The following is a 23738-nucleotide window of genomic DNA, read 5'->3' as shown; positions in this document are numbered from 1 at the left end:
CGCCTTCTTTGCCTACTTTCTTGGCAAGACAAGAAAGTAGGTCGCCGCCCCGCAGGGGTGGTGAAACTGCAGTTGCCGTTGCCTTTGACCTTGACGTTAATCAGTTGCAGTTGCAACAAACAAACAAACGAACTAACTAACTAACTAACCTCAATCACCCCGTTCATCGTCTCATGCCCGGACCCACAAAAAATATCGCACAAGAACCCAAAGCTGCCAGCCGCCTTAGGCAAGGCCGAAACCCGCACGACCTTGCCGGGCGGCAAATCCTCCCGAATGCCGAGATCCGGCACGCTAAACCCCATGATCACATCCTGCGCGGTCAGCTCGAACACCACCGGCTCTCCGACCCGCAGCGCAATCCGGTTTGGCGTGAAGACAAACTTGCGCGCATGCACCTTGATCACCCGCGGCGCAGCGGCAGCGCTTTGCAACAGTGGCGTCCCGCCCGCCAGCGCCAGCAGGCAGCACAGCGCCCGCCTGCGGCTGATTCCTTCCCGTCCGATGACTGACATGACCAACTCCTGATAGCGAGTTCAAAGCAGCTCAAAGCAGCTCAAAGCCATTCAAAGCCGTTCAAAGCGGCGTGGCACGATCTGCTCAACCATTGACAGGCTTCTCCTCGATCCCGAAATCCCCCGCAGCCCTGCCCGCCTCCACTTCCCGCCAGCCCAATCCCCGATAAGGCTGCGCCGGATCCCACGGCACCGGCAAGCGCTGCGGCTGCGACCCCGCCACCGGCAACGGGAACATCAGCGAGCGCGCCGCGTGGTGCGCGATATGCCCGGTCATGTGGTGATGCTCCTGGTGGATGTGCCCATAGAACACCGTCACGTTGGGATGCGGCATCAGCCGCTCGATGACCTGTGCGCCGTCCCGGGTAGCCCAGTCCCACTGCGGATACAGGTCGAACAGCGGACGGTGCGTGAACACCACGATGCGCGCGGACTGCGGCTGCTGCGCAAGATCCGCGGCAAGCCAGTCGAGTTGCGCCGCGCCCACCCGCCCGGCAGGATCGGACACGTTGTCCAGCACGATGAAGTGCACGCCCTTGTGGTCGAACACATAGTGCGTGGGCCCGAACAGTTCGCGATAGGCCTCGCCCTGGTCCAGGCTGGCGTCGTGTTCGCCCGGCATCAGGTGCACAACCGGCACCTTGAGCGCGGCGATGATCGACTGGAACTCGCGCATGCGCCGGCGGCGCTCGGCGGGGTCATCGGTCGTGTGGGTAAGGTCACCGGTGAACATCAGGAAATCCGGCGGCTCGGCCAGTGCGTTGACCGCTGCCACCGCCTTGGGCAAGGTCCCGCGCGCGTCGGGATTGGGCGGGCCCTGGAAGCCCCAGTGCGCGTCCGAGAGTTGGACAAAGTAGAACGCTTCGTCGCGTCCGGCGGCCCATCCTGGCAATGCCGACACAAACACCGCGCCGCCGGCGCACGCGGCAAGCCCGAGAAAATCGCGCCGCTTCCATGCTCGCTTCATATTGAGCTCCATCGGATCGATCGGATCGATCGGTTTGATCTGGTTGCTGTGGACCTGCCTGTCATACCGGCGCGCAGGCGCGTTTATTCCCGTTGCTGGCGATAATTTTTTTACGTGGTGGTGGTGAGAATCGGGAATAAACTCAATGCATTCCCGGTATACGCGGCAGAGACGGAATGAACGGGGATGGCGCGCGATGCGTCCAACCCGGGCACCGAGCCAAAGGAGTGACGTGAACGCTGCCGACCAGCGCCGCCGTTTCGACGATCTGGTGCTTCCGCACCTCGACGCCGCCTACAACCTGGCCCGCTGGCTGTCGGGCAGCCCCGTGGAGGCGGATGACGTGGTGCAGGAAGCCTGCCTGCGGGCCTTCTGCTTTTTTGAAAGCTTCCGGGGCGATCAGCCGCGCGCGTGGCTGCTGGCGATCGTGCGCAACACGTGGTTCACCACCTGGCGCAAGCGGCGCCAGCCGGGCCAGGCCGAGAGCGCTGGCTACGACGATGGGCATTTCGATGGCGAGCCGCTGCCCGGCTGGCAGGATAGTCACGGCGACAGCCCTGAGCAATGGCTGCTGCGCGCCGAGGATGTCCGGCTGCTGCATGTGGCGCTGGAGCGCCTGCCGCTGGCCTTTCGGGAAGTCCTGGTGCTGCGTGAGCTGGAGGACCTGCCTTATCGCGACATCGCCGTCATCGCGGAAATCCCGCTGGGTACCGTGATGTCGCGGCTGGCACGCGCGCGCAAGCTGCTGGCGGCGGCAGTGCTCGACTTGCGCGCGGAGGGCAAGTGCGGCATCGGCACCCAGGGCGGCGCCGACCTTGGCGCGGCAGGCACCCTGTCCACCGCACCGGCAACGGGCAGGGCCGCCGCGGCAACCGCCGTCCACGCCACGCCGGCGCAACCTGCCGGGGAGACAGGCCATGAACTGCAATGACGCCCGCCTGCTGCTGCAGGCCAATGCCGACGGTGAGCTCGGCGCGGGCGATGCCTTGCGCCTTGAACGGCACCTGGCGCAATGCACGGCCTGCACCGCGCAGCTCGCGCACCTGCGCGAACTGCGCACCGTATTGCGCGCGCATGCGCCCTACCACCGCGCCGGGCCGGCCCTGCGCGCGCGGCTGACCACGGCGCTGGATGCAGCCCAGGCCGCGGCTGGCTCTGGCGCTGCGGCGGCGCCAGCCGGCAACGGTGGCGCATGGTGGCAATGGATGCGGCGCTATTTCGAATGGGGTCCCGCCGCCAATGCCGCCATGGCCGCGCTGACGGTGGCGACGCTGGGCATCGGCATGGCCCAGTACGCGCTGAGCGATGGCTCCGGGCCGACGGTGGAAGGCGAGGTGGTAAGCAGCCATGTGCGCGCGCTGATCTCGGGGCACACGATCGATGTCGCCTCGTCGGACCGCCACACCGTCAAACCCTGGTTCAATGGCCGGATCGACTACGCGCCGTCGGTACGGGAACTCGCGCCGCAAGGTTTCCCGCTGGTCGGGGGACGGCTCGACTACGTGCACGGGCGGCCGGTGGCGGTACTGGTCTACCGCCGCAACCAGCACCCCATCGATGTGTTCGTGCTGCCAGCGCGCACGGCGGACAGCAAGCCAGCCCTCAACCCCGGCCACAGCCAGGCACCAGCGCAGATCGAGGCGCGCCAAGGCTACCAGCTGGGGATCTGGGAGTCGGACGGCATGCGCTACGCGGCCATCACCGATGCCTCGGCCGACGACCTGCTGCGCTTCACGCAGGCCTGGCGCGCGGCTGGCGACAACCGCGCGCCCTGAGCCCTGAGCCCTGAGCCCGGCGCCCGGGCTCAGGCCAGCTCAGGCCAACACGAACGGCAACTGCCGCTGGCGCTTGCCGGTGAGCGTGAACAGCGCGTTGGCCACCGCTGGCGCAATGGCTGGCACGCCCGGCTCGCCCAGGCCGGTGGGCGGATCCTCGGATGGCACGAAGAACACGTCCACCACCGGCGCATCGGTGATGCGCGGCGGCGGATAGTCGGGGAAGTTGCTGTTCTTCACCACGCCGTTTTCGATCTCGATGGCAAAGCCCGGCCGCGTCATCGCCAGCCCGAACACGCATGCGCCCTGCACCTGTGCCTCGGCCGACATGGGATTGACCACGCGGTTGGCATGCACCCCGGCCGTCACGCGATGCACATGTGGCTCGTTTTTCACCAGCGACACCTCCACCACATAGGCCACCACCGTGCCGAACGACTCGTGCACCGCCACGCCCCAGGCCTGGCCCTTGGGCAGCTTGCGCTTGCCGTAGCCGGACTTGTCCACCGCCAGCTGCAGCGCCGCGCGATGGCGCGCGTGCTTGCCCGCGTCCAGCCGCGCAAGGCGGTACGCCACCGGATCCTGCCTGGCATTGGCGGCCACTTCGTCGACCAGCGTTTCCTTGACGAAGGCGGTGTGCGTGTTGCCAACCGAGCGCCACCACAGCACCGGCACCGCCACCTGCGGGTGATGCACCGATAGTTGCAGCGGGAAGCCGTAGTCGTTCTCCACCAGGCCTTCGACCATGGTTGAGTCCACGCCGCCCTTGACCATGAACGCCTCGAACGGCGTGCCGGAGAGGATGGACTGCCCGACCACGGTATGCTGCCAGCCGAGCACCTGCCCGTTCGCATCGGTGCCGATGCGCGCGCGGTGCACATGCAGCGGCCGGTAGTAGCCGCCGCGGATATCGTCCTCGCGGCTCCACATCACCTTGAGCGGTTCGTCATGCCCGTTCTTGACCCAGGCCAGCAGCACGTTGGCCGCTTCGACCAGGTAGTCGGAGGTGGGCACGGCACGCCGGCCGAACCCGCCGCCCGCCATCATGGTGTTGAGCGTGACCTTGGCCGGTGGCAGCCCGAGCACACGCCCGATGGCGGCCTGGTCCACGGTCTGAAACTGCGAGCCCACCCATACCTTCACGCTCTGCACCGCCTTGCCCGACACCTCGGCCTGCAAGGTGCAGTTCAGCGGCTCCATCGGCGCATGCGCAAGATAGGGAAACTCGTAATCCGCCGAGATGGTGCGCGCGGCGCCGGACATGGCGCCCAGGTCAGCCTGCAGCGCCACAGTGCCGGGTTGCGCGGCCAGCGTCCTGTACTGCGCGAACAGGTCCTTGGTGGAAACGCTGGAGCCGCTGTCTTCCCACACGATCTCCAGCGCGTCGCGCGCCTGCTTGGCCGGCCAGTAGCCATTGGCCACCACCGCCACGCCGGTGCCGCCGCGATCCACCGGCACCAGCATCACGTCGGCCACGCCCTTGATCGCGCGCGCCTTGTCGGCGTTGAAGGATTTCACCTTGCCGCCAAAGCGCGGCGGGCGTGCCACCACGGCCACCACCATGTTCTTGAGATGCACGTCAATACCGAAGGCGGTGGTCCCCTCCAGCTTGCCGCGCGCGTCCAGCCGGCGCGTGGGCTTGCCGATGAGCTTGAACTGCGCCGGGTTCTTGAGCGTTACCTGCTGCGGCACCGGCAGCGCCATGGCGGCCTGCGCCAGGTCGCCAAAGGTGGCGCGATGGCTGCCGGAGGTGACCACGCCCAGCGCCACCTGGCAGCTCGCCGGATCGACCTGCCACTGGGTAGCCGCGGCGGAAACCAGCATGGCGCGGGCGCGCGCGCCCAGCTCGCGGTATTGCTGGAAGGAATGGTTGAGCGCGGTGGAGCCGCCGGTGATCTGCATGCCGAAGGCGGGATCCTTGTACGCATCGCCGGCGGGCGCCAGCGTGGCGCGCACGTTGCGCCAGTCCACGTCGAGCTCTTCCGCCAGCGCCATGGGCAGCGCCGTATGCACGCCCTGGCCGAATTCGAGCCGGTTGACCGCCACCGTGACGGTGTTGTCCGGCGCGATCAGCAGGAACGCCTGCGGCGGTGAAGGCGGGGCCTTGGGCGCCGCGCCTTCCTGCGCCAGCGCGGCCTGGGCTGGCAAGATGCCGAGCGCCAGGCCGCCGCCGGCAAAGCCGGTCAGCTTGAGAAAACTGCGGCGGTCCAGCGCGGCGACGCCGCCGGCGTCCGCGTGCCTGCGATTGCCGCCGGCCAGCGCTTCGAGGTATCTGATTCGCATGGTGTCGTCCCCTTAAGCCAGCGCGCGCGCCGCGTCCTTGATGGCCGCGCGGATGCGCTGGTAGGTGCCGCAGCGGCACAGGTTACCGGCCATGGCCTGGTCGATATCGGCATCGCTTGGGTGCTTCTTGCTGCGCAACAGCCCGACGGCGCTCATCACCTGGCCGTTCTGGCAGTAGCCGCACTGCGCCACATCGTGCTTGATCCAGGCGTCGAGCACCGCGCGGCCAACCTTGTCGCCGGTGACGCCTTCGATGGTGGTGATGCGCGCGCCTTGTGCCGCCGAGACTGGCGTCACGCAACTGCGCGTGGCCTGGCCGTTCACATGCACGGTGCACGCGCCACATGCGGCCATGCCACAGCCGAACTTGGTGCCGGTCATGCCAAGGCTGTCGCGTAACGCCCACAGCAGGGGCGTGGAAGGATCAACGTCTACCTGCAACGGCTTGCCGTTGATATCTAGCGTGGTCATGGGGGGAGCTCCTTGGGTCTGTTTGCCCTGGTCCGCCCCCGGCATGGTGCAGCGGTTCGATCCGCCGCGCCGCGCCGGCGGCGGCCGGTCAGCAGCGTGCGCCCCAGCCGCGGTGCGCACGCCGTACAACCTTGTGAGCATAGTGCAAAAAGGGCAGTCGCGTGCGGTACCGTGCACCGCACCCGGGCGGCCTCAGGCCATGCCTTGCGGCGCGCGGTCGATAAAGCCCGTCATGCATTGCAGCCGGCCGTCCGCCGCCACGGTCGCGAAGTCGGTGCCGGCCACCACGGCTGCCGCACCCGCAGGCGCCAGTTCCCAGGTAAAGCGCAGGTTGCCGCCGTGTGCGTCGACCGGCGTCACGCGCGTAAAGTGAAAACCCGGAAAGCGCGCCTGGACGGCGGCGATCATGGCGTCGATCCCGGCGTGGCCGTCACCGCGCATGAGCGGGTCGACATAGCTGGCGGACTCGGTCCAGGCGCCGACGATCAGCGCGCGCCGGCGAGCTGCGTCGGTTTCGTTCCAGGCCGCAAGATAGCGATCCGCCAGGGCGGCAAGATCGGAGGCAGTGAAGTTGGCGGCGAGGTTGGCAGGTGCGGCGATGCGATCCGATTCGGACATGGTCTTCTCCTTGGTGTGCGTGAGCAAGCTGTCCATATCATCGGTGCGCGCAGCGCTACGCGCGATGACGCGCGGGGTAATTGCCGTCGCGTCGTCACCGCGCGCCCAAGGGCCGCCATGGCTGGCGAGGTGGACGCGTTTCGCGCCGGTCCGATATCCGCGCCAATACCCCTCCTCGGCAGGGCAATGCCTGAAACGCCTGTATGACTGGACCGGCAGCGCGCCTGTCCGCCTTGGCAGCAGACCGGCCGCCGGGGCCGGTTGCGGCTCGCCGCCGGCCACTCTCCTACCGCAAAACGGCGTCCGGCGCTAGTCCGAACAGCGGGAACACAGCGGGGTTTATCGCCTCGTGATTCCGGCGTATCGCCGCTATATTGATCCATTAAGCTGGGCCGTGCGTGCAACCTGCCCGACGCCCGCCCATCGCCTCAATTTCGAGAACGCAGCTTCAGGCTGACGCCACATGACGCCAGATTTGGATGTCCGCCCCTTGCCCACCACCTACCCGCGCTGGCAGCGTGTGTCGCTATCCGCCATCGCCTTCTTCCTGCTGGCCCTGGCCGGGCTGGCCGTGTCGCGCTACCCCGGAAACGTGGCCATGCTCTGGTTGGCCAACGCTTTCGGCCTCGGCATCTTGCTGCACCAGCGCCGCAGCGACGCGCCGTGGCAGCTGGCCGGGATGCTGGTGGCGGGCGCGGCGGCCAATGCGGCCATGGGCGATAGCCCCGCCATTGCGTTGGCGCTGGCGCTGGGCAACGTCGCCGAGATTGCCTTCTCGGCGTGGCTGGTGCGCGCCATGACCGGCGGCGCGACGCTCTCCCGTCCGGGCCCGCTGGCGCGCTTCGCGCTGACGCTGGGCGCGGCCAGCACGCTGGGGCCGACGGTAGGCGCCACCATCGGCGCCGCCACCATCGGCACCGCCTACCACAGCGGTTTTGGCGCGGTCTGGTGGACCTGGTGGACGGCGGACTCGATGGGCATCGTCATGTTGCTGCCGCTGATGGTATCGATCACGCGCGAGCGTTTCGCGGATACCTTCCGCCGCGCGCAGCTGCCCCGTTTTGCCGGCCTGCTCCTGCTGAGCCTGGCGGTGGGCGGCGTGGCGCTATATAAGAGCAACGAGCCGTTCGTGGTGATGGCGCTGCCGCTGGTGCTGGCGGCGCTGCTGACCAATCCCTTTGCCACTGCCCTGCTGACGTTGCTGGCCATCTGCGGCACGGTGGCGCTGGGGCTGATCACCGCGTCGCTCGGCCTGGGCGCGAACGAGCCGTTCCTGCTGCAGTCGGTGCAGCTGTCGACCGCGCTGATCATGGTGTTCCCGATCTGCATTGCCTTCCTGCTGGAGCAGAACCGGCGTGACCGCAGCGAGCTGCGCGGCAGCGAGCGGCGCTTTCGCCAGGCCATGGAGCATTCGGCCATCGGCATGGCGCTGGTAGGGCTGGACGGCCGCTGGCTGCAAGTCAACCGCGCCATCTGCGACCTGTTTGGCTATGATGCCGCCGAGCTGGCGGAGCTGCCTTTCCCGACCATCACCCACCCGGACGATCTCGCCCCCGACCTGCACCAGGTCGAGCGCCTGCTGGCCGGCGAGATCGAGTCGTACCGGATAGAAAAGCGCTTCCGCCACAAGGACGGCCACTATCGCTGGACCTTGCTGGCCGTCTCCCTGGTGCACGACGAGAACACGGGCAAGCCGCTGCATTTCATCTCGCAGGTGGAAGACATCGACGAGCGCAAGGCCGCGCTGGAAAAGCTCGAGGCGCTGTCGCGCCGGACCCAGCTGGCGGTGGAAGCCGGCGGCGTAGGCATCTGGGAATGGGACATCGCCAGCGGCGCGATCGAGTGGGACGCGCGCATGCATGCGCTGCACGGCGTCGATCCTGCCCTGGGCGCGCCGGACATCAAGCGCTGGACGGCCATGGTGCATCCCGAGGATGTCGAGCAGGCAAGCACCGAGATGCGCGAGGCGGTGCGCGGCACGCGCACCTTCGATACCGAATACCGCATCCAGCGCCCCGACGGCGCGGTGCGCCACATCCGGGCCATGGCAATGGTGCTGCGCCAGGACGATGACACCGCGGTGTCCATGATCGGCACCAACTGGGACATCACCGAACAGCGCCGCCTCACCGAGGCGCTGTTCGAGGAGAAGGAACGCCTGCATATCACGCTGCGCTCCATCGGCGATGCGGTGATCTGCACCGACGCCACCATGGGCGTCACCTTCATGAACCCGATCGCCGAGCAGCTCACCGGCTGGACCATGCAGGCGGCCGCCGGCCAGCCGCTCGAATCCATCTTCCGCATCGTCGACGAGCATACCAACGCGCCGATCCCCAGCCCGGTGGAACAGTGCCTGCTGACCTTGCGCCCGGTCTACCTGCAGGACGGCGCAGTGCTGCAAAGCCTGACCGGCGACCGCCATGACGTGCAGGACTCCGCCGCCCCTGTGCGCACGGCTACCGGGGAGGTCATCGGCGCGGTGCTGGTGTTCCAGGACATCACCGGCGCCCGCGCGCTGCAGCGCGAGCTGGCCCATTCGGCCTCGCACGATGCGCTCACCGGCCTGCCCAACCGCATCTGGTTCGAGAAGCGGCTGCGCGAGGCCTGCGAGGCTGCGCGCATGCAGCAACAGCATCACGCGCTGTGCTTTATCGACCTGGACCGCTTCAAGATCGTCAACGACACGGCCGGGCATGCCGCGGGCGACGTACTGCTGCGCGAGCTCGGCCACGTGATCCGCTACCACGTGCGCCCGGACGACCTGCTCGCCCGCCTGGGCGGCGACGAGTTCGCGCTGCTGCTCATGGACTGCACGGTGGACCAGGCCGAGCGCGTGTGCCAGAAGATCATCGATGCCATCCGCGGCCAGCGTTTCCCGTGGGAAGGGCGGGTCTACGATGTGGGCGCGAGCATCGGCATTACCGCCATCGACCACGAAACACCGCCGATGGGCGAGCTGATGAGCCGCGCCGACGTAGCCTGCTACGCCGCCAAGGCGGCCGGGCGCAGCCGCGTCTCGGTGTACCGGCGCGACGAAAGCGATGCGCAGCGCCACCACCAGGAGCTGCAGGTTGCCGCCGGCATCCACTCGGCGCTGGATGCGAACCGCTTCCGCCTGTTCGCCCAGGAGATCCGCGCGCTGCAGGAGCACAACCAGGCCGACCGCCATATCGAGATCCTGGTGCGCATGGTCGACGAGCAAGGCAAGCTGGTGATGCCGGGCGCGTTCATCCCCGCCGCCGAGCGCTATGACCTGATGGGCCACGTGGACCGCTGGGTGATCCACCACGTGCTGCACGAATTCGGCGAGCGCCTGGCTGCGGTGCCCAGGCTCACGGTCGCCATCAACCTGTCGGCCAATTCGCTGGGCGAGCCGTTCCTGCTGCCGTTCCTGCACGCCGAGCTGTACGAGTCCGTGCTGCCCGCCAGCCGCATCCAGCTGGAGATCACCGAGACCGCGCTGATCAACAACATGGCGGCGGCCAATCGCCTGGTGACCGAAATGCGCAGCGCTGGCTGCACCGTGGCGCTCGACGATTTCGGGGCGGGCTTGTCGTCGTTCTCCTATCTCAAGCAGTTTCCGGTGGACTATCTCAAGATCGACGGGAGCTTTATCCGCCACCTGGCCGGCAGCGCGGTGGACCGCGAGATCGTCAGCTCGATCAACGATATCGGCCATCGCCTGGGCATGCTGACCGTGGCCGAATCCGTGGAGGACGAGGAAACGCTGCAGGCCTTGCGCTCGCTTGGCGTGGACTATGCCCAGGGCTATGTGATCGGGCGGCCGATGCCGCTGGAATTGTTCCTGGAGAGTTGCCCGACCCAACCCGTGGACAACGCCTGAGTCACCTGGCGTGCGTGGCTGGCGGCGGCGTGCGCCGGCCGCGCCATGCCCCTTGGATCACACGCTGGCGCCCGCACGGGCGCCAGTTCCGCTTTCAGCCCCGTCACTCGTTCGGAAAACCGAACGCCCTGCTGCCCTATCCGCACGGAAATCCGAACCGTGCGCCGAGCGCACATTAATTTCTCCTTGTTTTTCAGCAGCTTAGGCGCCTTCGGCACGGCCTTTGGCCTGGCACGCCTCGTGCAATGTATGCGCCGGCCCCAAGCGGCCATACAGGTCGACGGTTGGCTCCCCCCGTGCCGGCCCGGACCCAAAACAATGGAGGAAACAATGATCGACCCCGCCTTGCCGACCTTGCCCACCACACCGGTGGGCGCCGGGCACACGCTGCCCGTGCCCGTTCGGCATGGATCAACGCATTGATCCGGAATGATTCCGGATTGAACAGGCACTGATCTTCCCGGCTGAGGCCGCATGGCGCTGTCCCCACGACGGCAACGCCATGCCAGAAGGCTGCCAGCCCCCCGCAAAACAGCCGTCCGGCCATTGGCCGGGCGCATCGGCCCGACTTCTGATGAAACTGAACCGACTGCCCACCCTGATTTTCATTGCGATGCTGCTTGGCGTGCTGGCCGGCACGGCCGCGCACCACTATGCGCCGGACCCCGCCGCCGCCAAGTCCATCGCCGACCACCTGTCCATCCTGACCGACGTGTTCCTGCGCATGATCAAGATGATCATCGGGCCGCTGGTGTTCGCCACCCTGGTCAGCGGCATCGCCAGCATGGGCGACGGCAAGGCCGTTGGCCGCATCGGCATGAAGGCGATGGCATGGTTCATCGCCGCGTCCATCACCTCGCTGCTGCTGGGCCTGCTGATGGCCAACCTGCTGCGCCCGGGCGAAGGCATGAACCTGGCGCTGCCGGCGGCGGACGCGGCCTCCAACCTGAAGACCGGGGCGCTGAACCTGCGCGATTTCATCGCGCACATGTTCCCCAAGAGCTTCGTCGAAGCCATGGCCACCAATGAGATCCTGCAGATCGTGGTGTTCTCGCTGTTCTTCGGCTTTGCGCTGGGCACGCTCAAGGACGGCATCGGCAAACCCGTGCTGGCCGGCATCGAAGGCCTGTCGCACGTGATGCTGAAGATCACCAACTATGTGATGGCCTTCGCGCCGGTCGGCGTGTTCGGTGCGGTCGCAGCGGTGATCACCGCCGAGGGCCTGGGCGTGCTGGTCGTGTACGCCAAGCTGCTGGGCGCTGTCTACCTGTCGCTGGCGCTACTGTGGGTGGCGCTGATCGGCGGTGGCTACTTCTTCCTCGGCCGCGACGTGTTCCGCCTGCTCAAGATGGTGCGCGCACCGCTGATGATCGGTTTCGCCACCGCCAGCAGCGAATCGGCTTACCCCAAGGTGATCGAGCAGCTCGGCCGCTTTGGCGTCAAGGAGCGCATCACCGGCTTCGTGCTGCCGCTGGGCTACTCGTTCAACCTGGACGGCTCGATCATGTACACGTCCTTCGCCGCGCTGTTCGTGGCACAGGTGTACGGCATCCACCTGTCGCTCTCGCAGCAGGTCACCATGCTGCTGGTGCTGCTGGTCACCAGCAAGGGCATCGCCGGCGTACCGCGTGCCTCGCTGGTGGTGGTGGCCGCGGTGCTGCCGATGTTTGGCCTGCCCGAGGCGGGCATCCTGCTGGTGCTGGGCATCGACCACGTGCTCGACATGGGCCGTACCGTGACCAATGTGCTTGGCAACGCCATTGCCACAACCGTCGTCGCCAAAAGCGAAGGCGCCATCGGCGCGCCGGTGCCCGAAGAAGCGGATGACCCCGCTGCCGACGGCAACCGCGGCCTGACACCCGTTCAGGTCCTGGCCGGCAAGTAACACTGCCAGCGCGCCAAGGCCCGGCCACCGATCAGGTGGCCGGGCCTTTTTTGTTTCCGGGGGCCGGAAAACCGCGATGTGGTAAAAGACGGGGTCGCCGCGGGTGGCGCCATCGCACAATGTGCACATTGGCGCTCCCACCCCCTACTCTTACCCCTTTGCACGATGCACTTTTGCTGGCGCCTGCAGTCTTAACCAGTCGGGCTCGCTGCCCGCGACCGAGTTCCTTCGCCTTCGCTTCCTGCGCATTCCGCCCGCTCCCATGACCGGCCCGCTCCCTTCACACGCTACCCCGCAAAGCGCCCCGCACGACACCTCCGCTCGTGCCGCACGCCTGCGCCCATGGGTGCCCCTCATGGCCATGCTGGCGCTGGCGACGCTGATCGGGCTGGCTGGCGCCATGGGCTACCGGTACAGCTACGACAACGCGCTGGCGCGCCAGGGCGAGCGCGGCCAGGTGCAGCTGCGCCTGTACGGGCAGGCCCTGTCGAGCGAGCTGGCGCGCTATGACTACGTGCCCAGCCTGCTCTCACTGGACGACAAGATCGCTACCCTGCTGGCTCACCCGAACGACCCGGCACGCGTCGAGGCCGCCAACCAGTACCTGGCCGCGGTCAATGCCCGCGCCGGCACCCGCGTGGTGTTCGTACTCGATGCCCGCGGCCACGTGCTCGCCACCAGCAATTGGCAGCGCCCCGACAGCTACCTGGGCGAAGACCTGAGCTTTCGCCCCTACTTCAGCGACGCCGCGGACGGTCAGCTGGGCCGCTTCTATGGCGTGGGCACCACCCGCAGCGAGCCCGGCTACTACCTCTCGGCGCCGCTGGGCGATCGCCACAAGCCAAGCGGCGTAGCGGTCGTCAAGGTGGGGCTGGAACCCCTGGAGAACCGCTGGCAGGGCGCCGATACCCAGATGCTGCTGACGGACGAGAACGGCGTGGTGATCCTGGCCTCCGACCCGTCCCTGAAACTGGGCGCGCTCAAGCCGCTGGCCCCCGAGCTGCGCGAGCGGCTGCAACGCAACCTGCAATACAACCGCGCCGCGCTCCCGCAGCTGGAGCTCACGCCGGTACGCAAGCTGTCCGACAGCGACGCCCTGGTCCGCCTGCGCAGCGGCCCGCCCATGCTGGCGCAGAACGCCGAACTGGTTGGCACCGACTGGCACCTGACGCTGCTCACCAATACCTCGCAGGCCCGCGTGGCCGCGCTCAGCACCGCCGCGCTGGCCGGCGTGCTCACCGCCTTCCTGTTGCTGCTGGCGGCGGCCTGGAACGTGCGCCGGCGCATCGCCAGCGAGCGCATGGCCGCGCGCGCCGCGCTGGAGGCCGCCAACGGCGAACTGGAGCGCAAGGTGGCGGAGCGCACCGCGGACCTGTCCGCCGCCAACCAGCATCTGCAGGCGGAAGTCGCCGAACGCATCCGCGCCGAGGCAACCTTGCGCCAGGCCCAGGATGGCCTGCTGCAGGCCGGCAAGCTGGCCGCGGTAGGCCAGATGTCCACCGGCATCGCCCACGAGCTCAACCAGCCCCTTGCCGCCCTGCGCACGCTCTCGGGCAATACCCAGAAATTCCTCGAGCGCGGCGACAACGCCACCGCACAGGCCAACCTCGGCACCATCATCGGCTTGGTGGAGCGCATGGGGCGCATCACCGGCGCGCTCAAGTCATTCGCGCGCAAGCCTGGCAATGGCGGCACCGCCGCTCGCCTGGCACCGCTGGACGATGCGGTGGACAACGCCCTGTTCCTGCTCGATACACGCCTGCAGGCGGTACGCCCGGCGCTGGTCCGGGAGATCGAGCCGGACCTGATGGTGACGTGCGATCCCAACCGGCTGGAACAGGTGCTGGTCAACCTGATCGGCAACGCGCTCGACGCGCTGGCCGGCAACCCTGAGCCCCGGCTGGAGCTGCGCAGCCACCTGGCGGGCAGCAAGCTGCGCCTGACCATCCGCGACAACGGCCCCGGGCTGTCCGAGGAAGCCTTCGCGCGGCTGTTCGAGCCGTTCTTCACCACCAAGCCGGCAGGACAGGGACTGGGCCTGGGCCTGACGCTGTCGGCCGGCATCCTGGACGAGGTCGGCGGCAGCCTGGAGGCCAGCAATCACCCCGACGGCGGCGCGTGCTTCACGCTGGTGCTGCCGCTGGCCAGGCTTGACCCGGAGAGCCGCCATGGCAATTGACCCGAACCACGCCGATTCCCCCGACGCGATCGACCCCGCGCCGCTGACCGTGCTGATCGTCGAAGACGACCCCGACGTGCGCCTGGGTTGCGAGCAAGCACTGCGGCTCGAAGGCATTGCCACGCGTGCCGTGGCGAGCGCCGAAGCCGCCCTGCGCGAGGTCGGCAGCCATTTCCCCGGCGTGGTGGTGAGCGACATCCGCCTGCCCGGCATCGACGGCATGGCGCTGCTGCATGAGCTGCGCTCGCGCGACGATGCGCTGCCGGTGGTGATGGTCACGGGCCACGGCGACGTCAGCCTGGCCGTGCAGGCCATGAAGGCCGGCGCCTACCACTTCCTGGAAAAACCGTTCTCGCCCGAGCGCCTGGTCGAGGTCACGCAGCGCGCGCTGGAAAAGCGCCGGCTGGTGCTGGAAGTGGCCGAGCTGCGCAGGAAGCTGGCCGGGCGCGACACCTTGCAGGCGCGCCTGATCGGCCATTCGCCATCCATCGAACGGCTGCGCAAGCTGATCGCCGACCTGGCCGACACCGCCGCCAACGTGCTCATCCACGGCGAGACCGGCACCGGCAAGGAACTGGTCGCCCGCTGCCTGCACGAAGCAAGCTCGCGCCGCGCGCGGCACTTCGTGCCGATCAATTGCGGCGGCCTGCCCGAGCAGCTGTTCGAAAGCGAGATCTTCGGCCATGAGGCTGGCTCGTTTACCGGCGCGGCGCGGCGGCGCATCGGCAAGATCGAGCACGCCGAGGGCGGCACGCTATTCCTCGACGAGATCGAGAGCATGCCGATGCAGATGCAGATCAAGCTGCTGCGGGTGCTGCAGGAGCGCGTGGTGGAGCGGCTTGGCTCCAATACGCCGGTGCCGGTCAACACCCGCGTGGTCGCGGCCACCAAGGCAGACCTGAAGGCGCTCTCGGCGGCCGGCCAGTTCCGCGCCGACCTGTATTACCGGCTCAACGTGGTGACGCTGGAGCTGCCGCCGCTGCGCGAGCGGCGCGAAGACGTGCCGCCGCTGTTCGAGCATTTTGTCGCGCAGGCGGCGCTGCGCTTCGAGCGCGAGGCGCAGCCTGCCACGCCGGCGGAGCTCGCTGCGCTGATGGCCTATCCGTGGCCGGGCAATGTGCGCGAGCTGCGCAACCTGGCCGAGCGCCATGTGCTGGGACTGGGGTGCAATCCCGGGCAAGGCACCGCCGAGCCGGCAGCGCTGCCGCTGGCGCAGGCCGTGGAGCAGTTCGAGCGGGCCATGATTGCCGACGCCATGCGCAGGCATGAGGGGAACCTCAGCCGCGCGAGCGAGGCGCTGGGCATTGCCAAGACGACCTTGTTCGATAAGGTCAGGAAATACCGACTTTGAGATTCCAGGCGTTGCGGTTTGCGCACAGCTTGCGTTGAGGCTTTCCTTGCGGCTTCGGTCGCCGCGCCCCCCCGCCCCCTGCGCCCTCTCAGCCCTTTCGCTCCACCTCCCCGCCCTTCTCCCTTCCCTCCCGCTTCCCCCCGCCCCGCTTCCTTCCCGCTTCGTTTTTCCTTGTGTGAGGTGCCGCACCGAAGCGGCGCGCACGCCGCGCCACTATGGTTTCACCCCTTCCCGCGCGCTTTGCACCTTGCCGTGCCTGGCGCGGCCGGTGCGGGACAAAGCCTGGCTTCGGCCGGGTTCGGCGACCGCGGTGCTGGCCCGCACCGTGGTCGCCTCCCATGGCTGCCGGGCCTTGCCGCGCATTGAGAATGCCGCTAACAAGCAGGAGCGGACCGACGATGATCCTTCAAGGAAACGACCCGACTACCGGCGCTTCGTTTTCGCTCGGCAACCGGATTCAGCGCCAGCTCTGGCACTGGGCCTGGTTGTGCCTGTTCCGGCCAAGCCCGCGCCCGCTGCATGCATGGCGCTCGGCGCTGTTGAGGTTGTTCGGGGCGCAACTGGGCCCGCATGTGCATATCTATCCGGGCGTGAAGATCTGGGCGCCGTGGAACCTGCGCGTGGGCAGCCATGTCGGCGTGGCCGATGGCGTCACGCTGTACAACATGGCGCCGATCGTCATCGGCGATTTCTGCGTGGTCTCGCAGGGCGCGCACTTGTGCACCGGCACGCACGACTACAACAGCGCCAACTTCCAGCTGGTAGCCCATCCCATCGTGCTCGCGGCGCACGTGTGGATCTGCGCCGAGGCCTTTGTCTCGCCCGGCGTGACGTTGGCCGAGGGCGCGGTGATCGCGCCGCGCGCGGTGGTGAGCAAAAGCCTGCGCACGCCATGGACCGTCTACGGGGGCATCCCGGCCCGCGCCATCAGCACGAGAGTCAGACATGCCAAGCCCCCAGCCTAGCCAGCCCATGCAAGCGCCGGGCATTTCCGTGCTGATCCTGACCCGCAACGAGGAGCAGGACCTGCCGGGCTGCCTGCAAAGCGTGGCCTGGTCGGACGACATCCACGTGTACGACTCGATGAGCACCGACGCCACGGTGGCGATCGCGCAGCGCTTCGGCGCGCATGTCACGCAGCGCGTCTTCGACAACTGGGCCAGCCACCAGAACTGGGGCCTGCAGCACATCGGCTTTCGCCATCCCTGGGTGTTCTACATCGACGCCGACGAGCGCATGACGCCCGAGCTTGTGGCGCATGCCCGGGCCGCGGTGCGCGCGGCGCGCGACGAGGTCGCGTTCCGGGTGCAACGGCGCGACTTTTTCCTAGGCACCTGGCTGCGCCATGTACAGACATCTCCCTTCTACCTGCGTTTGTTCCGGCCGGAGCGGATGCGCTACGAGCGTCTGGTAAACCCGGTATCGATTCCTGACGGCCCGGCCGGCGAGCTGACGGGCTACCTCGATCACTACCCGTTCAGCAAAGGCGTGACCCACTGGATCACCCGCCACAACAATTACAGCGGGCTGGAAGCGATGCAGATCATCGAGAACCGGCGCGGCGCGGCAGCGTTCAGCCTGGCCGAAGCCCTGTTCGCGACGGATTTCCACCGGCGCCGCGCGCACCAGAAGGAACTGTTCTTCCGCTTGCCGATGCGCCCCCTCGTCAAGTTCGCGATCCTGTACCTGGGCAAGCGCGGCTTTCTCGATGGACGGGCCGGGCTCACCTACGCCATGCTGCAGTCGATCTACGAATACTTCATCGTGCTCAAGACGCACGAACTGGAAAGGTCCATGGCGCTGCCCGCGCCAGATCCCGAGTCCGTATGCCCGGAAGGCGCGCCGGCACCCGTGCGCCAGTCCCTCCCGATATCGGGTATGGCAGCTGATGCGGAAGGTGAGTTCAGCAACCTGCCAGTCACATCGACCCGGCAAACGGTGGCAGTGGCTCGCGGGCGAAATCCCTGACGGCAAGCGAGATTGCCGCACACGCCATATTTGTCATTCCTGCGGCAAGCGGCCGCACGGCCATGTGCGCTATACGTTTCGACGCTCGGAGCGACCGGTGGAAGCACTTCAGATGTATGCAATGTTTGCGATAAATTCCCGCTCGCCCGTGTCTGCCAAAACGCGGCAATATGCGTTTAAGCCCAGAAGTGGGAGCGTTCAATGCGATTTCGAAATATTTGGTGCGCCGTCTGGTTGCTTATGTTCGATACCGCATATGATTCGAGGCTGGCATTCTTCCGTTGGGAGAATCAGGCACCGGTGACATAGATCATGCCGTTGCACAACCGTGGGAGCACCGTCGCTCCCGCCGCCCCGGATGCGAGGGCAGGTTACGCAAGAGGCCTTATGGTGCCAGCATGCAACCGTCTTCATGGCTCGCGTTGCCTTGCATTGCCAAGCCCCAAACCAGCGCGAAAAGCTCGCGCTGTCACTGCTGTTTCTCTCGCAGTGCGGTGTATTTAGTTAACGGGTGAACGGATGAAACTGGATTCAGAACTGGCTGAAAAGCCTTACTACAGTACGCGTACCGCCGCGAAGCTGCTCAATGTGTCATTGGGCACGGTGCAGAAAATGGTGGAACGCGGCGAACTCGGGGCCTGGAAAACCAACGGTGGCCACCGACGCATACATAAGGAAACCGTGCATCGCCTGCTGGCCACGCGCGTGGGGCAGGAACTTCCGTCTGTGCATGAACTCGACCTGGTGGTGTTTCACCCAAACCACCAGGAAGCCCAACGTATCCACGCGCAACTGGGCAAATGGGGCTTGCCCCTGAAAAGCGTGGTGGTGGAGGACGTGGTGGATACCATCATTACTTCGGTCAGCTCGCATCCGCGAGTGGTGTTGTACTACGTGGAAGAACTCACTGACGCCGAGTCGGCCACCATCGAGAAGCTGCAGAACTTCTTTGCGCGCCAGAACGTCATCTTCGCCGTGATCACCAACCGCCAGGCCTATGACGGCGTGGCCGATGCGCTGCAGCAATGGGGCATCATGGTGTTCCTGAAGACGCCCTCGCTGGAAGAAGTCAAAGGCTTCCTGCGCGCGCAGCTGATGATGACCCGGGGCGCAGCCGGCTGATCGGCCGGCACATCGCCAAGACCCTGTCCAGGACGTTTCACCGGCAGCTATCTGCCCGGCCGTCACCCGGCCGCCCGGCTTGCCTTGCCCGTTACCCGTGGGCGTGGCACTCGCTATAAACCGCACACCACAACGCCGCAGTCTCGTGACCCGCACGACTGCGGCGTTGTGGCATGGGCCGCCGCTTCAGGCCAGCGCCGCCAGCGGCTCGCGCACGGGCTGCGGCACTCCGGCGTCCATCATCCATCCATATAGATTGCGGGGATCCGGCGGCGTCGCCACCAGCTCCACGTGGCTGCCGCGATGCTGCGCGTGGGCCGCGGCATGAAGCCAGCGCAGCGCGGAGTAATCCTCCAGCGCAAACCCCACTGAGTCGAACACCGTCACCTGCCCCGTTTCGGTGCGCCCGGCCACCCGGCCGGATAAAACCTCCCACAACTCCGTCACCGGCGTATCCGGTGGCAATTGCTGGATCTCGCCTTCGATGCGGGTCTGCGGCGCGTACTCGACCACAATGCGCGCCTGGCGCAGGATCTGCGGGTGCAGTTCGGTCTTGCCCGGGCAATCGCCGCCTACCGCATTGATATGCACACCGGGCGCAACCAGGTCAGGCGTGAGGATGGTGGCCCGCGTCTTGTCGGCGGTGACGGTGCTGATGATGTCGGCACCCTGCACGGCTGCGCGCACGGAGTCCACCGCCACCACCTTCAGCCCCTGCACGCCTTGCAGGTTGCGCGCGAGCCGCGCCGTCGCGGCGGGATCGATGTCGTAGGCACGGATCTCCCGGATGCCCACCATGGCATGGAAGGCCAGTGCCTGGAACTCCGCCTGCGCGCCGTTGCCGATCAGCGCCAGCGTGGCGGCGCCGGGCCGCGCCATCACCTGCGCGGCGAGTGCCGACGTGGCGGCGGTGCGCAATGCGGTGGCCAACGTGAGGTCGCACAGCAGCAGCGGAAAGCCGCTCGCCACTTCCGCCAGCACGCCAAAAGCCATCACCGTCGGCATGGCGTTCTGCGCATTGCGCGGATGGCCGTTGACGTACTTGAACGCATACTGCACGGCGTCGCTCACCGGCATCAGCTCGATCACCCCGTCGACGGAGTGCGTCGCCAACCGCGCGGATTTATCGAATGCGTCCCAGCGCACAAAATCCTGGCGAATGTGATGCGCCATCTGCGCGATGGCGTTGGCGACGCCCGTGGCGCGCACCAGCGCCGCCACATCGGCGGCGTCCAGAAAGCGGGTCATGGCGATCTCCTTCATGGTGTTCTCCCTTGCTGGCTCGGTATTGGTTTGTGCTCGTCCTTCGCGCTCATGCCGCCACCGCGGCGCCGTCGGCCGCGGCGCTCGCCCGGGCCGGCCCGCTGGTGCGGTCCAGGCGCAGCGTCATGCAGTAGGCGCCGCCGCCGGACAGCATGTACGGCGACAGGTCCACCTCGCGCAGATGGTAGCCGCGCTGGCCCAGTTCGGCGCGCAGGTGCGGCGTGGTGCGCGTCATCACCACCTGGTCATGCAGGTTGACCGCATTGACGCTGAAGTGGCGCAGGTCGTCCTCGCTCGCTTCGATGCGCAGGCTGGCCGGCACGCGCTCGCGCAAGATGCGCAGGGCGTCCTGCGTAAAGGCGGGCGGGTAGTAGAGAATCTCGCCGCCGGACAGCGGGCAGAAGCACACGTCGAGGTGATAGCTCTGCGCCGTGGCAAGCTCCAGCGCGACAACCTCGCGGCCGAAATGGCTCGCCATGGCATCGGCCGCGGCACGCGAGGAGCGCGGGCCAAAGCCGGCCCAGAAGTGGCCGCGCACGGCATCCCAGATGCAGTCGCCAGCGCCTTCCTGGTAGCAGCCTTCGGGCAGCAGGCTGACAGAGTCGATCAGGCCGCGTTCGCGCAGGCCCTCGAAGATCCGCGCAAAGGGCGCTTCCTCGCCGGCCCGTTGGGGATAGCGAAAGCGCGCCAGCACGGCGTGGCCGTCCAGCACCACGGCGGCATTGGCGGGGAACACCATGTCGGGCAGGCCGGGCGCGCCGGGCGCGGTTTCCACCGTGAAGCCGGCCGCCTGCAGGGCCGCATGCAGGGATTCGAAGGATGCCACCGCATTGCGATGCATGCCGCGCGGGTTGCTAGCCCAGAGGCCGGGGTCCATCCACGGGTTGATGCTGTACGACACATCGTAATGGGTGGGCTCGACAAGCAAGATGGTGGGCTGGTGGATCACGCTGGCTCCTTTGGGTGATGGGTGACGGGGGTCAGTCAATGCCTTGGAATGCCTGCATTCTGGTGCACTGCCCCGCTAACTAAAAGCCAGCAAGTTGCGCAATTTGCCTGTGCCATACTGCAAAACGCCAGCTAAAATTAGCGAATCGCCAGCCGCAACGAAAATGCAGGTAAAGGCCCTCCCCAGCCCCCCTTCCAGAACCCACCATGGACGACACCGACCGCCAACTGCTCGCCCTCTTGCGCGACAACGCGCGTACGCCCGCCACCGCCCTGGCCAAGGCGCTGCGCGTCTCGCGCGCCACCGTGCAGAACCGCATCGACAAGCTGGAAAAGGAAGGCCTGATCGTGGGCTACACGGTGCGGCTGAAGCCCGAAGCCGAGGCGCACCGCATCCGTGCCTGGATGACCATCGCGGTGGAAGGCAACAAGGCGCGCACGGTGCTGCAGGCACTGCGCGGCGAGCCCAATGTGCAGGCCATGCACACCACCAACGGGCGCTGGGACATCATCGCCGAGCTGCGCGCGGATTCGCTGGAAGCCTTCGACCGCACGCTGGACCGCATCCGGCTGATCGACGGCATTGCCGCCACGGAAACCAGCATCCTGCTGTCCAGCTACAAGCTTTAGGCGACGCGAGCGCGCTTACGCTGCGGCAGTGCCGCGCAGCCGTTCCCGCCGGGTTTCCTCGTGCAGCACCTGGCCGCTGGGGCGCAGCAGGTCGCGCAGCGAGACCACGCCCACCAGCCGCATGGAATCCAGGTCGGCCACCACCGGCAGCCGGCTGACACCGAGCTGCGCCATGCGGCCCGCAGCGAGGCGCGCGGTCTGCGCCGGCAGCAGCACCTGGTGCGGCTGCAGTGGCGCCATCAGCGCGCGGCCGGCCTCCATCGAAGCTTCCCGCCCGCGCAGCGCGTTGCGCTCCAGCATGCCGACCACGCGCGCTGCGCACACGACCGGATAGCCGCGATGCGGTGCGTGCTCGCCAAAGTGGCTGGCCCACAAGACGTGGACCGGCTGCTCGCCATCCACGCTCACCACAGCCGTCGTCATCAAATCCGCCACGTGCTGGCGCTCGAGCGGATCCACGCCATACTCGCGATAGATATGCAGGCCCCGGCGTGCGATCTTCTCGGTCATGATCGAGCGCTTCATGGTCAGCACCGTGAAGCCATGCGCCATCGCCACGGTCAGCAGCAGCGGCAGCAGAGCATTGCTGTCATGCGTCAGGCCAAACGCGAAGACGATGGCGGTCAGCGGCGCGCCAAGCACGCTGCCCAGCACACCCGCCATGCACACGAGCGCCCACAACTGCGGCGAGGCGCCGGGCAGCCACGGCGCCAGCGCCACGCCAAGGCCCGCGCCAAGCATCAGCAGCGGGGCCAGCACGCCACCCGACGTGCCGGACCCCAGCGCTGCCACCCAGATGATGGCCTTGACCGTCAGCAGGGCCAGCACCACGCCGATCGCCATGCGGTTGTGCAACAGGTCCGCGATCACGTCATAGCCCACGCCCAGCGCGCGCGGCTCGAAGTACCCGCCAATGCCGACCACCAGCCCGCCGATTGCCGGCCACCACATCCAGTGCAGCTTGAGCTTGGAGAACTGGTCCTCGGTGCGATAGAGCGCCAGCGTCAGCGCGGCGCCCAGCACGCCGCAAAGCAGCCCGGCAACCACGCACGAGCCCAGCGCCATGGTGCTGGGCGGCGCGGTGTGCAGCGCAAACAAGGGGCCAGGCTCGAACACCATCGTGCGCAGGAAGCCGGCAACGGCGCAAGCCAGCGCCACCGGCAGCAGGCTGCGCGGGCGCAGCTCGAACAGCAACAGCTCCACGGCCAGCAGCACCGCCGCCACCGGCGTGCCGAAGATCGCAGTCATGCCGGCGCAGGCACCCGCCACCAGCAGCGTCTTGCGCTCGGCCGCGGTGAGATGCAGGTACTGCGCGAGCAGCGAGGCGATCGAGCCGCCGGTCATGATGATCGGCCCCTCCGCGCCAAACGGCCCACCGCTGCCAATCACGATGCCAGAGGACAGCGGCTTGAGCACGGCCACCCGGGGCGACATCTTGCTCTTGCCGAACAGCACGGCCTCGATGGCTTCCGGGATGCCGTGGCCACGGATCTTGTCGCTGCCGTAACGCGCCATCAGGCCCACCAGCAGGCCGCCGACCGCCGGCACCACGATGACCCATGCCCCCAGCGGATGCTGCGCCGGCGAGCGATCCGCCAGCGACAGGGTCTGATAAAAGAAGAGATTGGTGAAGAACCGGATCAGGTTCAGCAACAGCACGGCAGCCGCCGTGCTGATGGCCCCGATAAGGGGCGCCAGCGCTGCCAGCAGGAGCAGCCGGCGGTCGACGGCGTAGTCGCGTTTTTCGAAGTGCATGGCCAGGATCGGGAAAGTAGGCGGAGGACGGGACGCGGATCGCGGGCCGATCCCGCTGCGCGAAAAACGAAATGTATCACGTCATGATATATTTGCACGCTGGATTTCCGGAGCACGATGCCAAGGCGATCCAGGTGCGCTATTACGCGCATTCACGCGCA

At 67.4% G+C, this 23738-nt stretch carries 18 protein-coding genes; 10 read left to right on the top strand and 8 right to left on the bottom strand.

The window, feature by feature from the left end; translation table 11 throughout:
- Positions 1-140: 140 nt before the first annotated feature.
- Together AC1RQC_RS36815 and AC1RQC_RS36810 are read right to left on the bottom strand one after the other, a co-directional pair.
- The gene (locus AC1RQC_RS36815) at positions 141-515 is read right to left on the bottom strand and encodes a cupredoxin domain-containing protein (protein ID WP_492886385.1); all 375 of its coding nucleotides are present in this window, start codon (positions 513-515) and stop codon (positions 141-143) included.
- 85 nt (positions 516-600) lie between these two features.
- A complete protein-coding gene (locus AC1RQC_RS36810) occupies positions 601-1482 on the bottom strand; it encodes a metallophosphoesterase family protein (RefSeq protein ID WP_492886383.1) in 882 nt (293 codons plus the stop codon).
- A 232-nt stretch (positions 1483-1714) separates the two neighbouring features.
- Between AC1RQC_RS36810 and AC1RQC_RS36805 the strand changes: the two genes are divergently transcribed.
- A complete protein-coding gene (locus AC1RQC_RS36805; protein WP_492376465.1) occupies positions 1715-2413 on the top strand; it encodes an RNA polymerase sigma factor in 699 nt (232 codons plus the stop codon).
- A complete protein-coding gene (locus AC1RQC_RS36800; RefSeq protein WP_492886381.1) occupies positions 2400-3257 on the top strand; it encodes an anti-sigma factor family protein in 858 nt (285 codons plus the stop codon). Before AC1RQC_RS36805 ends, AC1RQC_RS36800 begins: the two co-directional genes overlap by 14 nt.
- Positions 3258-3296: 39 nt before the next feature.
- On the opposite strand, the gene AC1RQC_RS36795 is transcribed toward AC1RQC_RS36800, so the two are convergent.
- From AC1RQC_RS36795 to AC1RQC_RS36785, 3 genes are all read right to left on the bottom strand, one after another.
- Positions 3297-5540 (bottom strand): xanthine dehydrogenase family protein molybdopterin-binding subunit, encoded by a 2244-nt coding sequence (locus AC1RQC_RS36795; protein ID WP_492376467.1) that lies wholly within the window; start codon positions 5538-5540, stop codon positions 3297-3299.
- A 12-nt stretch (positions 5541-5552) separates the two neighbouring features.
- Complete coding sequence (locus tag AC1RQC_RS36790) at positions 5553-6011, bottom strand: (2Fe-2S)-binding protein (RefSeq protein WP_150988428.1); 459 nt, start codon at positions 6009-6011, stop codon at positions 5553-5555.
- Between the two features lie 192 nt (positions 6012-6203).
- On the bottom strand, positions 6204-6629 hold the full coding sequence (locus AC1RQC_RS36785; RefSeq protein ID WP_492376468.1) for a nuclear transport factor 2 family protein: 426 nt from the start codon (positions 6627-6629) through the stop codon (positions 6204-6206).
- A 463-nt stretch (positions 6630-7092) separates the two neighbouring features.
- Here AC1RQC_RS36785 and AC1RQC_RS36780 point away from each other — a divergent pair, with 463 nt between their 5' ends.
- The 7 genes from AC1RQC_RS36780 to AC1RQC_RS36750 all read left to right on the top strand — a co-directional run bounded on the left by AC1RQC_RS36780 (position 7093) and on the right by AC1RQC_RS36750 (position 18981).
- The gene (locus AC1RQC_RS36780) at positions 7093-10476 is read left to right on the top strand and encodes a diguanylate cyclase (RefSeq protein ID WP_492886378.1); all 3384 of its coding nucleotides are present in this window, start codon (positions 7093-7095) and stop codon (positions 10474-10476) included.
- Positions 10477-11050: 574 nt separating this feature from the next.
- Positions 11051-12361 carry a dicarboxylate/amino acid:cation symporter gene (locus AC1RQC_RS36775; protein ID WP_492376470.1) on the top strand — a complete coding sequence of 437 codons (1311 nt, stop codon included), beginning with the start codon at positions 11051-11053 and terminating at the stop codon, positions 12359-12361.
- A 262-nt stretch (positions 12362-12623) separates the two neighbouring features.
- Positions 12624-14540, top strand: a complete 1917-nt coding sequence (locus AC1RQC_RS36770) for a sensor histidine kinase (protein WP_492376471.1) — start codon at positions 12624-12626, stop codon at positions 14538-14540.
- On the top strand, positions 14530-15891 hold the full coding sequence (locus tag AC1RQC_RS36765) for a sigma-54-dependent transcriptional regulator (protein WP_253931852.1): 1362 nt from the start codon (positions 14530-14532) through the stop codon (positions 15889-15891). Before AC1RQC_RS36770 ends, AC1RQC_RS36765 begins: the two co-directional genes overlap by 11 nt.
- Before the next feature lie 398 nt (positions 15892-16289).
- On the top strand, positions 16290-16856 hold the full coding sequence (locus AC1RQC_RS36760) for an LbetaH domain-containing protein (RefSeq protein WP_492375815.1): 567 nt from the start codon (positions 16290-16292) through the stop codon (positions 16854-16856).
- Positions 16837-17859 carry a glycosyltransferase family 2 protein gene (locus AC1RQC_RS36755; protein WP_492814665.1) on the top strand — a complete coding sequence of 341 codons (1023 nt, stop codon included), beginning with the start codon at positions 16837-16839 and terminating at the stop codon, positions 17857-17859. The genes AC1RQC_RS36760 and AC1RQC_RS36755 overlap by 20 nt, the downstream gene beginning before the upstream one ends.
- Before the next feature lie 519 nt (positions 17860-18378).
- Positions 18379-18981: a helix-turn-helix domain-containing protein gene (locus AC1RQC_RS36750; RefSeq protein WP_006160260.1), complete on the top strand. Its 603-nt coding sequence runs from the start codon at positions 18379-18381 to the stop codon at positions 18979-18981.
- Between the two features lie 186 nt (positions 18982-19167).
- On the opposite strand, the gene ocd is transcribed toward AC1RQC_RS36750, so the two are convergent.
- Positions 19168-20244: an ornithine cyclodeaminase gene (ocd, locus tag AC1RQC_RS36745; RefSeq protein ID WP_492814667.1), complete on the bottom strand. Its 1077-nt coding sequence runs from the start codon at positions 20242-20244 to the stop codon at positions 19168-19170.
- Between the two features lie 49 nt (positions 20245-20293).
- Positions 20294-21193: a dimethylarginine dimethylaminohydrolase family protein gene (locus tag AC1RQC_RS36740; RefSeq protein WP_492814669.1), complete on the bottom strand. Its 900-nt coding sequence runs from the start codon at positions 21191-21193 to the stop codon at positions 20294-20296.
- A gap of 206 nt (positions 21194-21399) precedes the next feature.
- Between AC1RQC_RS36740 and AC1RQC_RS36735 the strand changes: the two genes are divergently transcribed.
- Positions 21400-21822, top strand: coding sequence for an Lrp/AsnC family transcriptional regulator (locus tag AC1RQC_RS36735; RefSeq protein ID WP_492375819.1), 423 nt, complete (start codon positions 21400-21402; stop codon positions 21820-21822).
- Positions 21823-21837: 15 nt separating this feature from the next.
- On the opposite strand, the gene AC1RQC_RS36730 is transcribed toward AC1RQC_RS36735, so the two are convergent.
- Complete coding sequence (locus tag AC1RQC_RS36730) at positions 21838-23577, bottom strand: chloride channel protein (RefSeq protein ID WP_492886376.1); 1740 nt, start codon at positions 23575-23577, stop codon at positions 21838-21840.
- Between the last annotated feature and the right edge of the window lie 161 nt (positions 23578-23738).

It is taken from the genome of Cupriavidus sp. GW822-FHT03E04 (assembly GCF_058801495.1).
Note: the sequence above shows the minus strand (reverse complement) of the source record. Positions and strands in the feature narration are given on the sequence as shown.

Excerpts from the sequence above, each read along its gene's own strand:
- AC1RQC_RS36760 (WP_492375815.1), top strand. The coding sequence starts at position 16,290 with ATGATCCTTCAAGGAAACGACCCGACTACCGGCGCTTCGTTTTCGCTC.
- AC1RQC_RS36780 (WP_492886378.1), top strand. The coding sequence starts at position 7,093 with ATGACGCCAGATTTGGATGTCCGCCCCTTGCCCACCACCTACCCGCGC.
- AC1RQC_RS36815 (WP_492886385.1), bottom strand. The coding sequence starts at position 515 with ATGTCAGTCATCGGACGGGAAGGAATCAGCCGCAGGCGGGCGCTGTGC.
- AC1RQC_RS36770 (WP_492376471.1), top strand. The coding sequence starts at position 12,624 with ATGACCGGCCCGCTCCCTTCACACGCTACCCCGCAAAGCGCCCCGCAC.
- ocd (WP_492814667.1), bottom strand. The coding sequence starts at position 20,244 with ATGAAGGAGATCGCCATGACCCGCTTTCTGGACGCCGCCGATGTGGCG.
- AC1RQC_RS36730 (WP_492886376.1), bottom strand. The coding sequence starts at position 23,577 with ATGCACTTCGAAAAACGCGACTACGCCGTCGACCGCCGGCTGCTCCTG.
- AC1RQC_RS36775 (WP_492376470.1), top strand. The coding sequence starts at position 11,051 with ATGAAACTGAACCGACTGCCCACCCTGATTTTCATTGCGATGCTGCTT.
- AC1RQC_RS36790 (WP_150988428.1), bottom strand. The coding sequence starts at position 6,011 with ATGACCACGCTAGATATCAACGGCAAGCCGTTGCAGGTAGACGTTGAT.
- AC1RQC_RS36795 (WP_492376467.1), bottom strand. The coding sequence starts at position 5,540 with ATGCGAATCAGATACCTCGAAGCGCTGGCCGGCGGCAATCGCAGGCAC.
- AC1RQC_RS36785 (WP_492376468.1), bottom strand. The coding sequence starts at position 6,629 with ATGTCCGAATCGGATCGCATCGCCGCACCTGCCAACCTCGCCGCCAAC.
- AC1RQC_RS36810 (WP_492886383.1), bottom strand. The coding sequence starts at position 1,482 with ATGAAGCGAGCATGGAAGCGGCGCGATTTTCTCGGGCTTGCCGCGTGC.
- AC1RQC_RS36750 (WP_006160260.1), top strand. The coding sequence starts at position 18,379 with ATGAAACTGGATTCAGAACTGGCTGAAAAGCCTTACTACAGTACGCGT.
- AC1RQC_RS36765 (WP_253931852.1), top strand. The coding sequence starts at position 14,530 with ATGGCAATTGACCCGAACCACGCCGATTCCCCCGACGCGATCGACCCC.
- AC1RQC_RS36755 (WP_492814665.1), top strand. The coding sequence starts at position 16,837 with ATGCCAAGCCCCCAGCCTAGCCAGCCCATGCAAGCGCCGGGCATTTCC.
- AC1RQC_RS36735 (WP_492375819.1), top strand. The coding sequence starts at position 21,400 with ATGGACGACACCGACCGCCAACTGCTCGCCCTCTTGCGCGACAACGCG.
- AC1RQC_RS36800 (WP_492886381.1), top strand. The coding sequence starts at position 2,400 with ATGAACTGCAATGACGCCCGCCTGCTGCTGCAGGCCAATGCCGACGGT.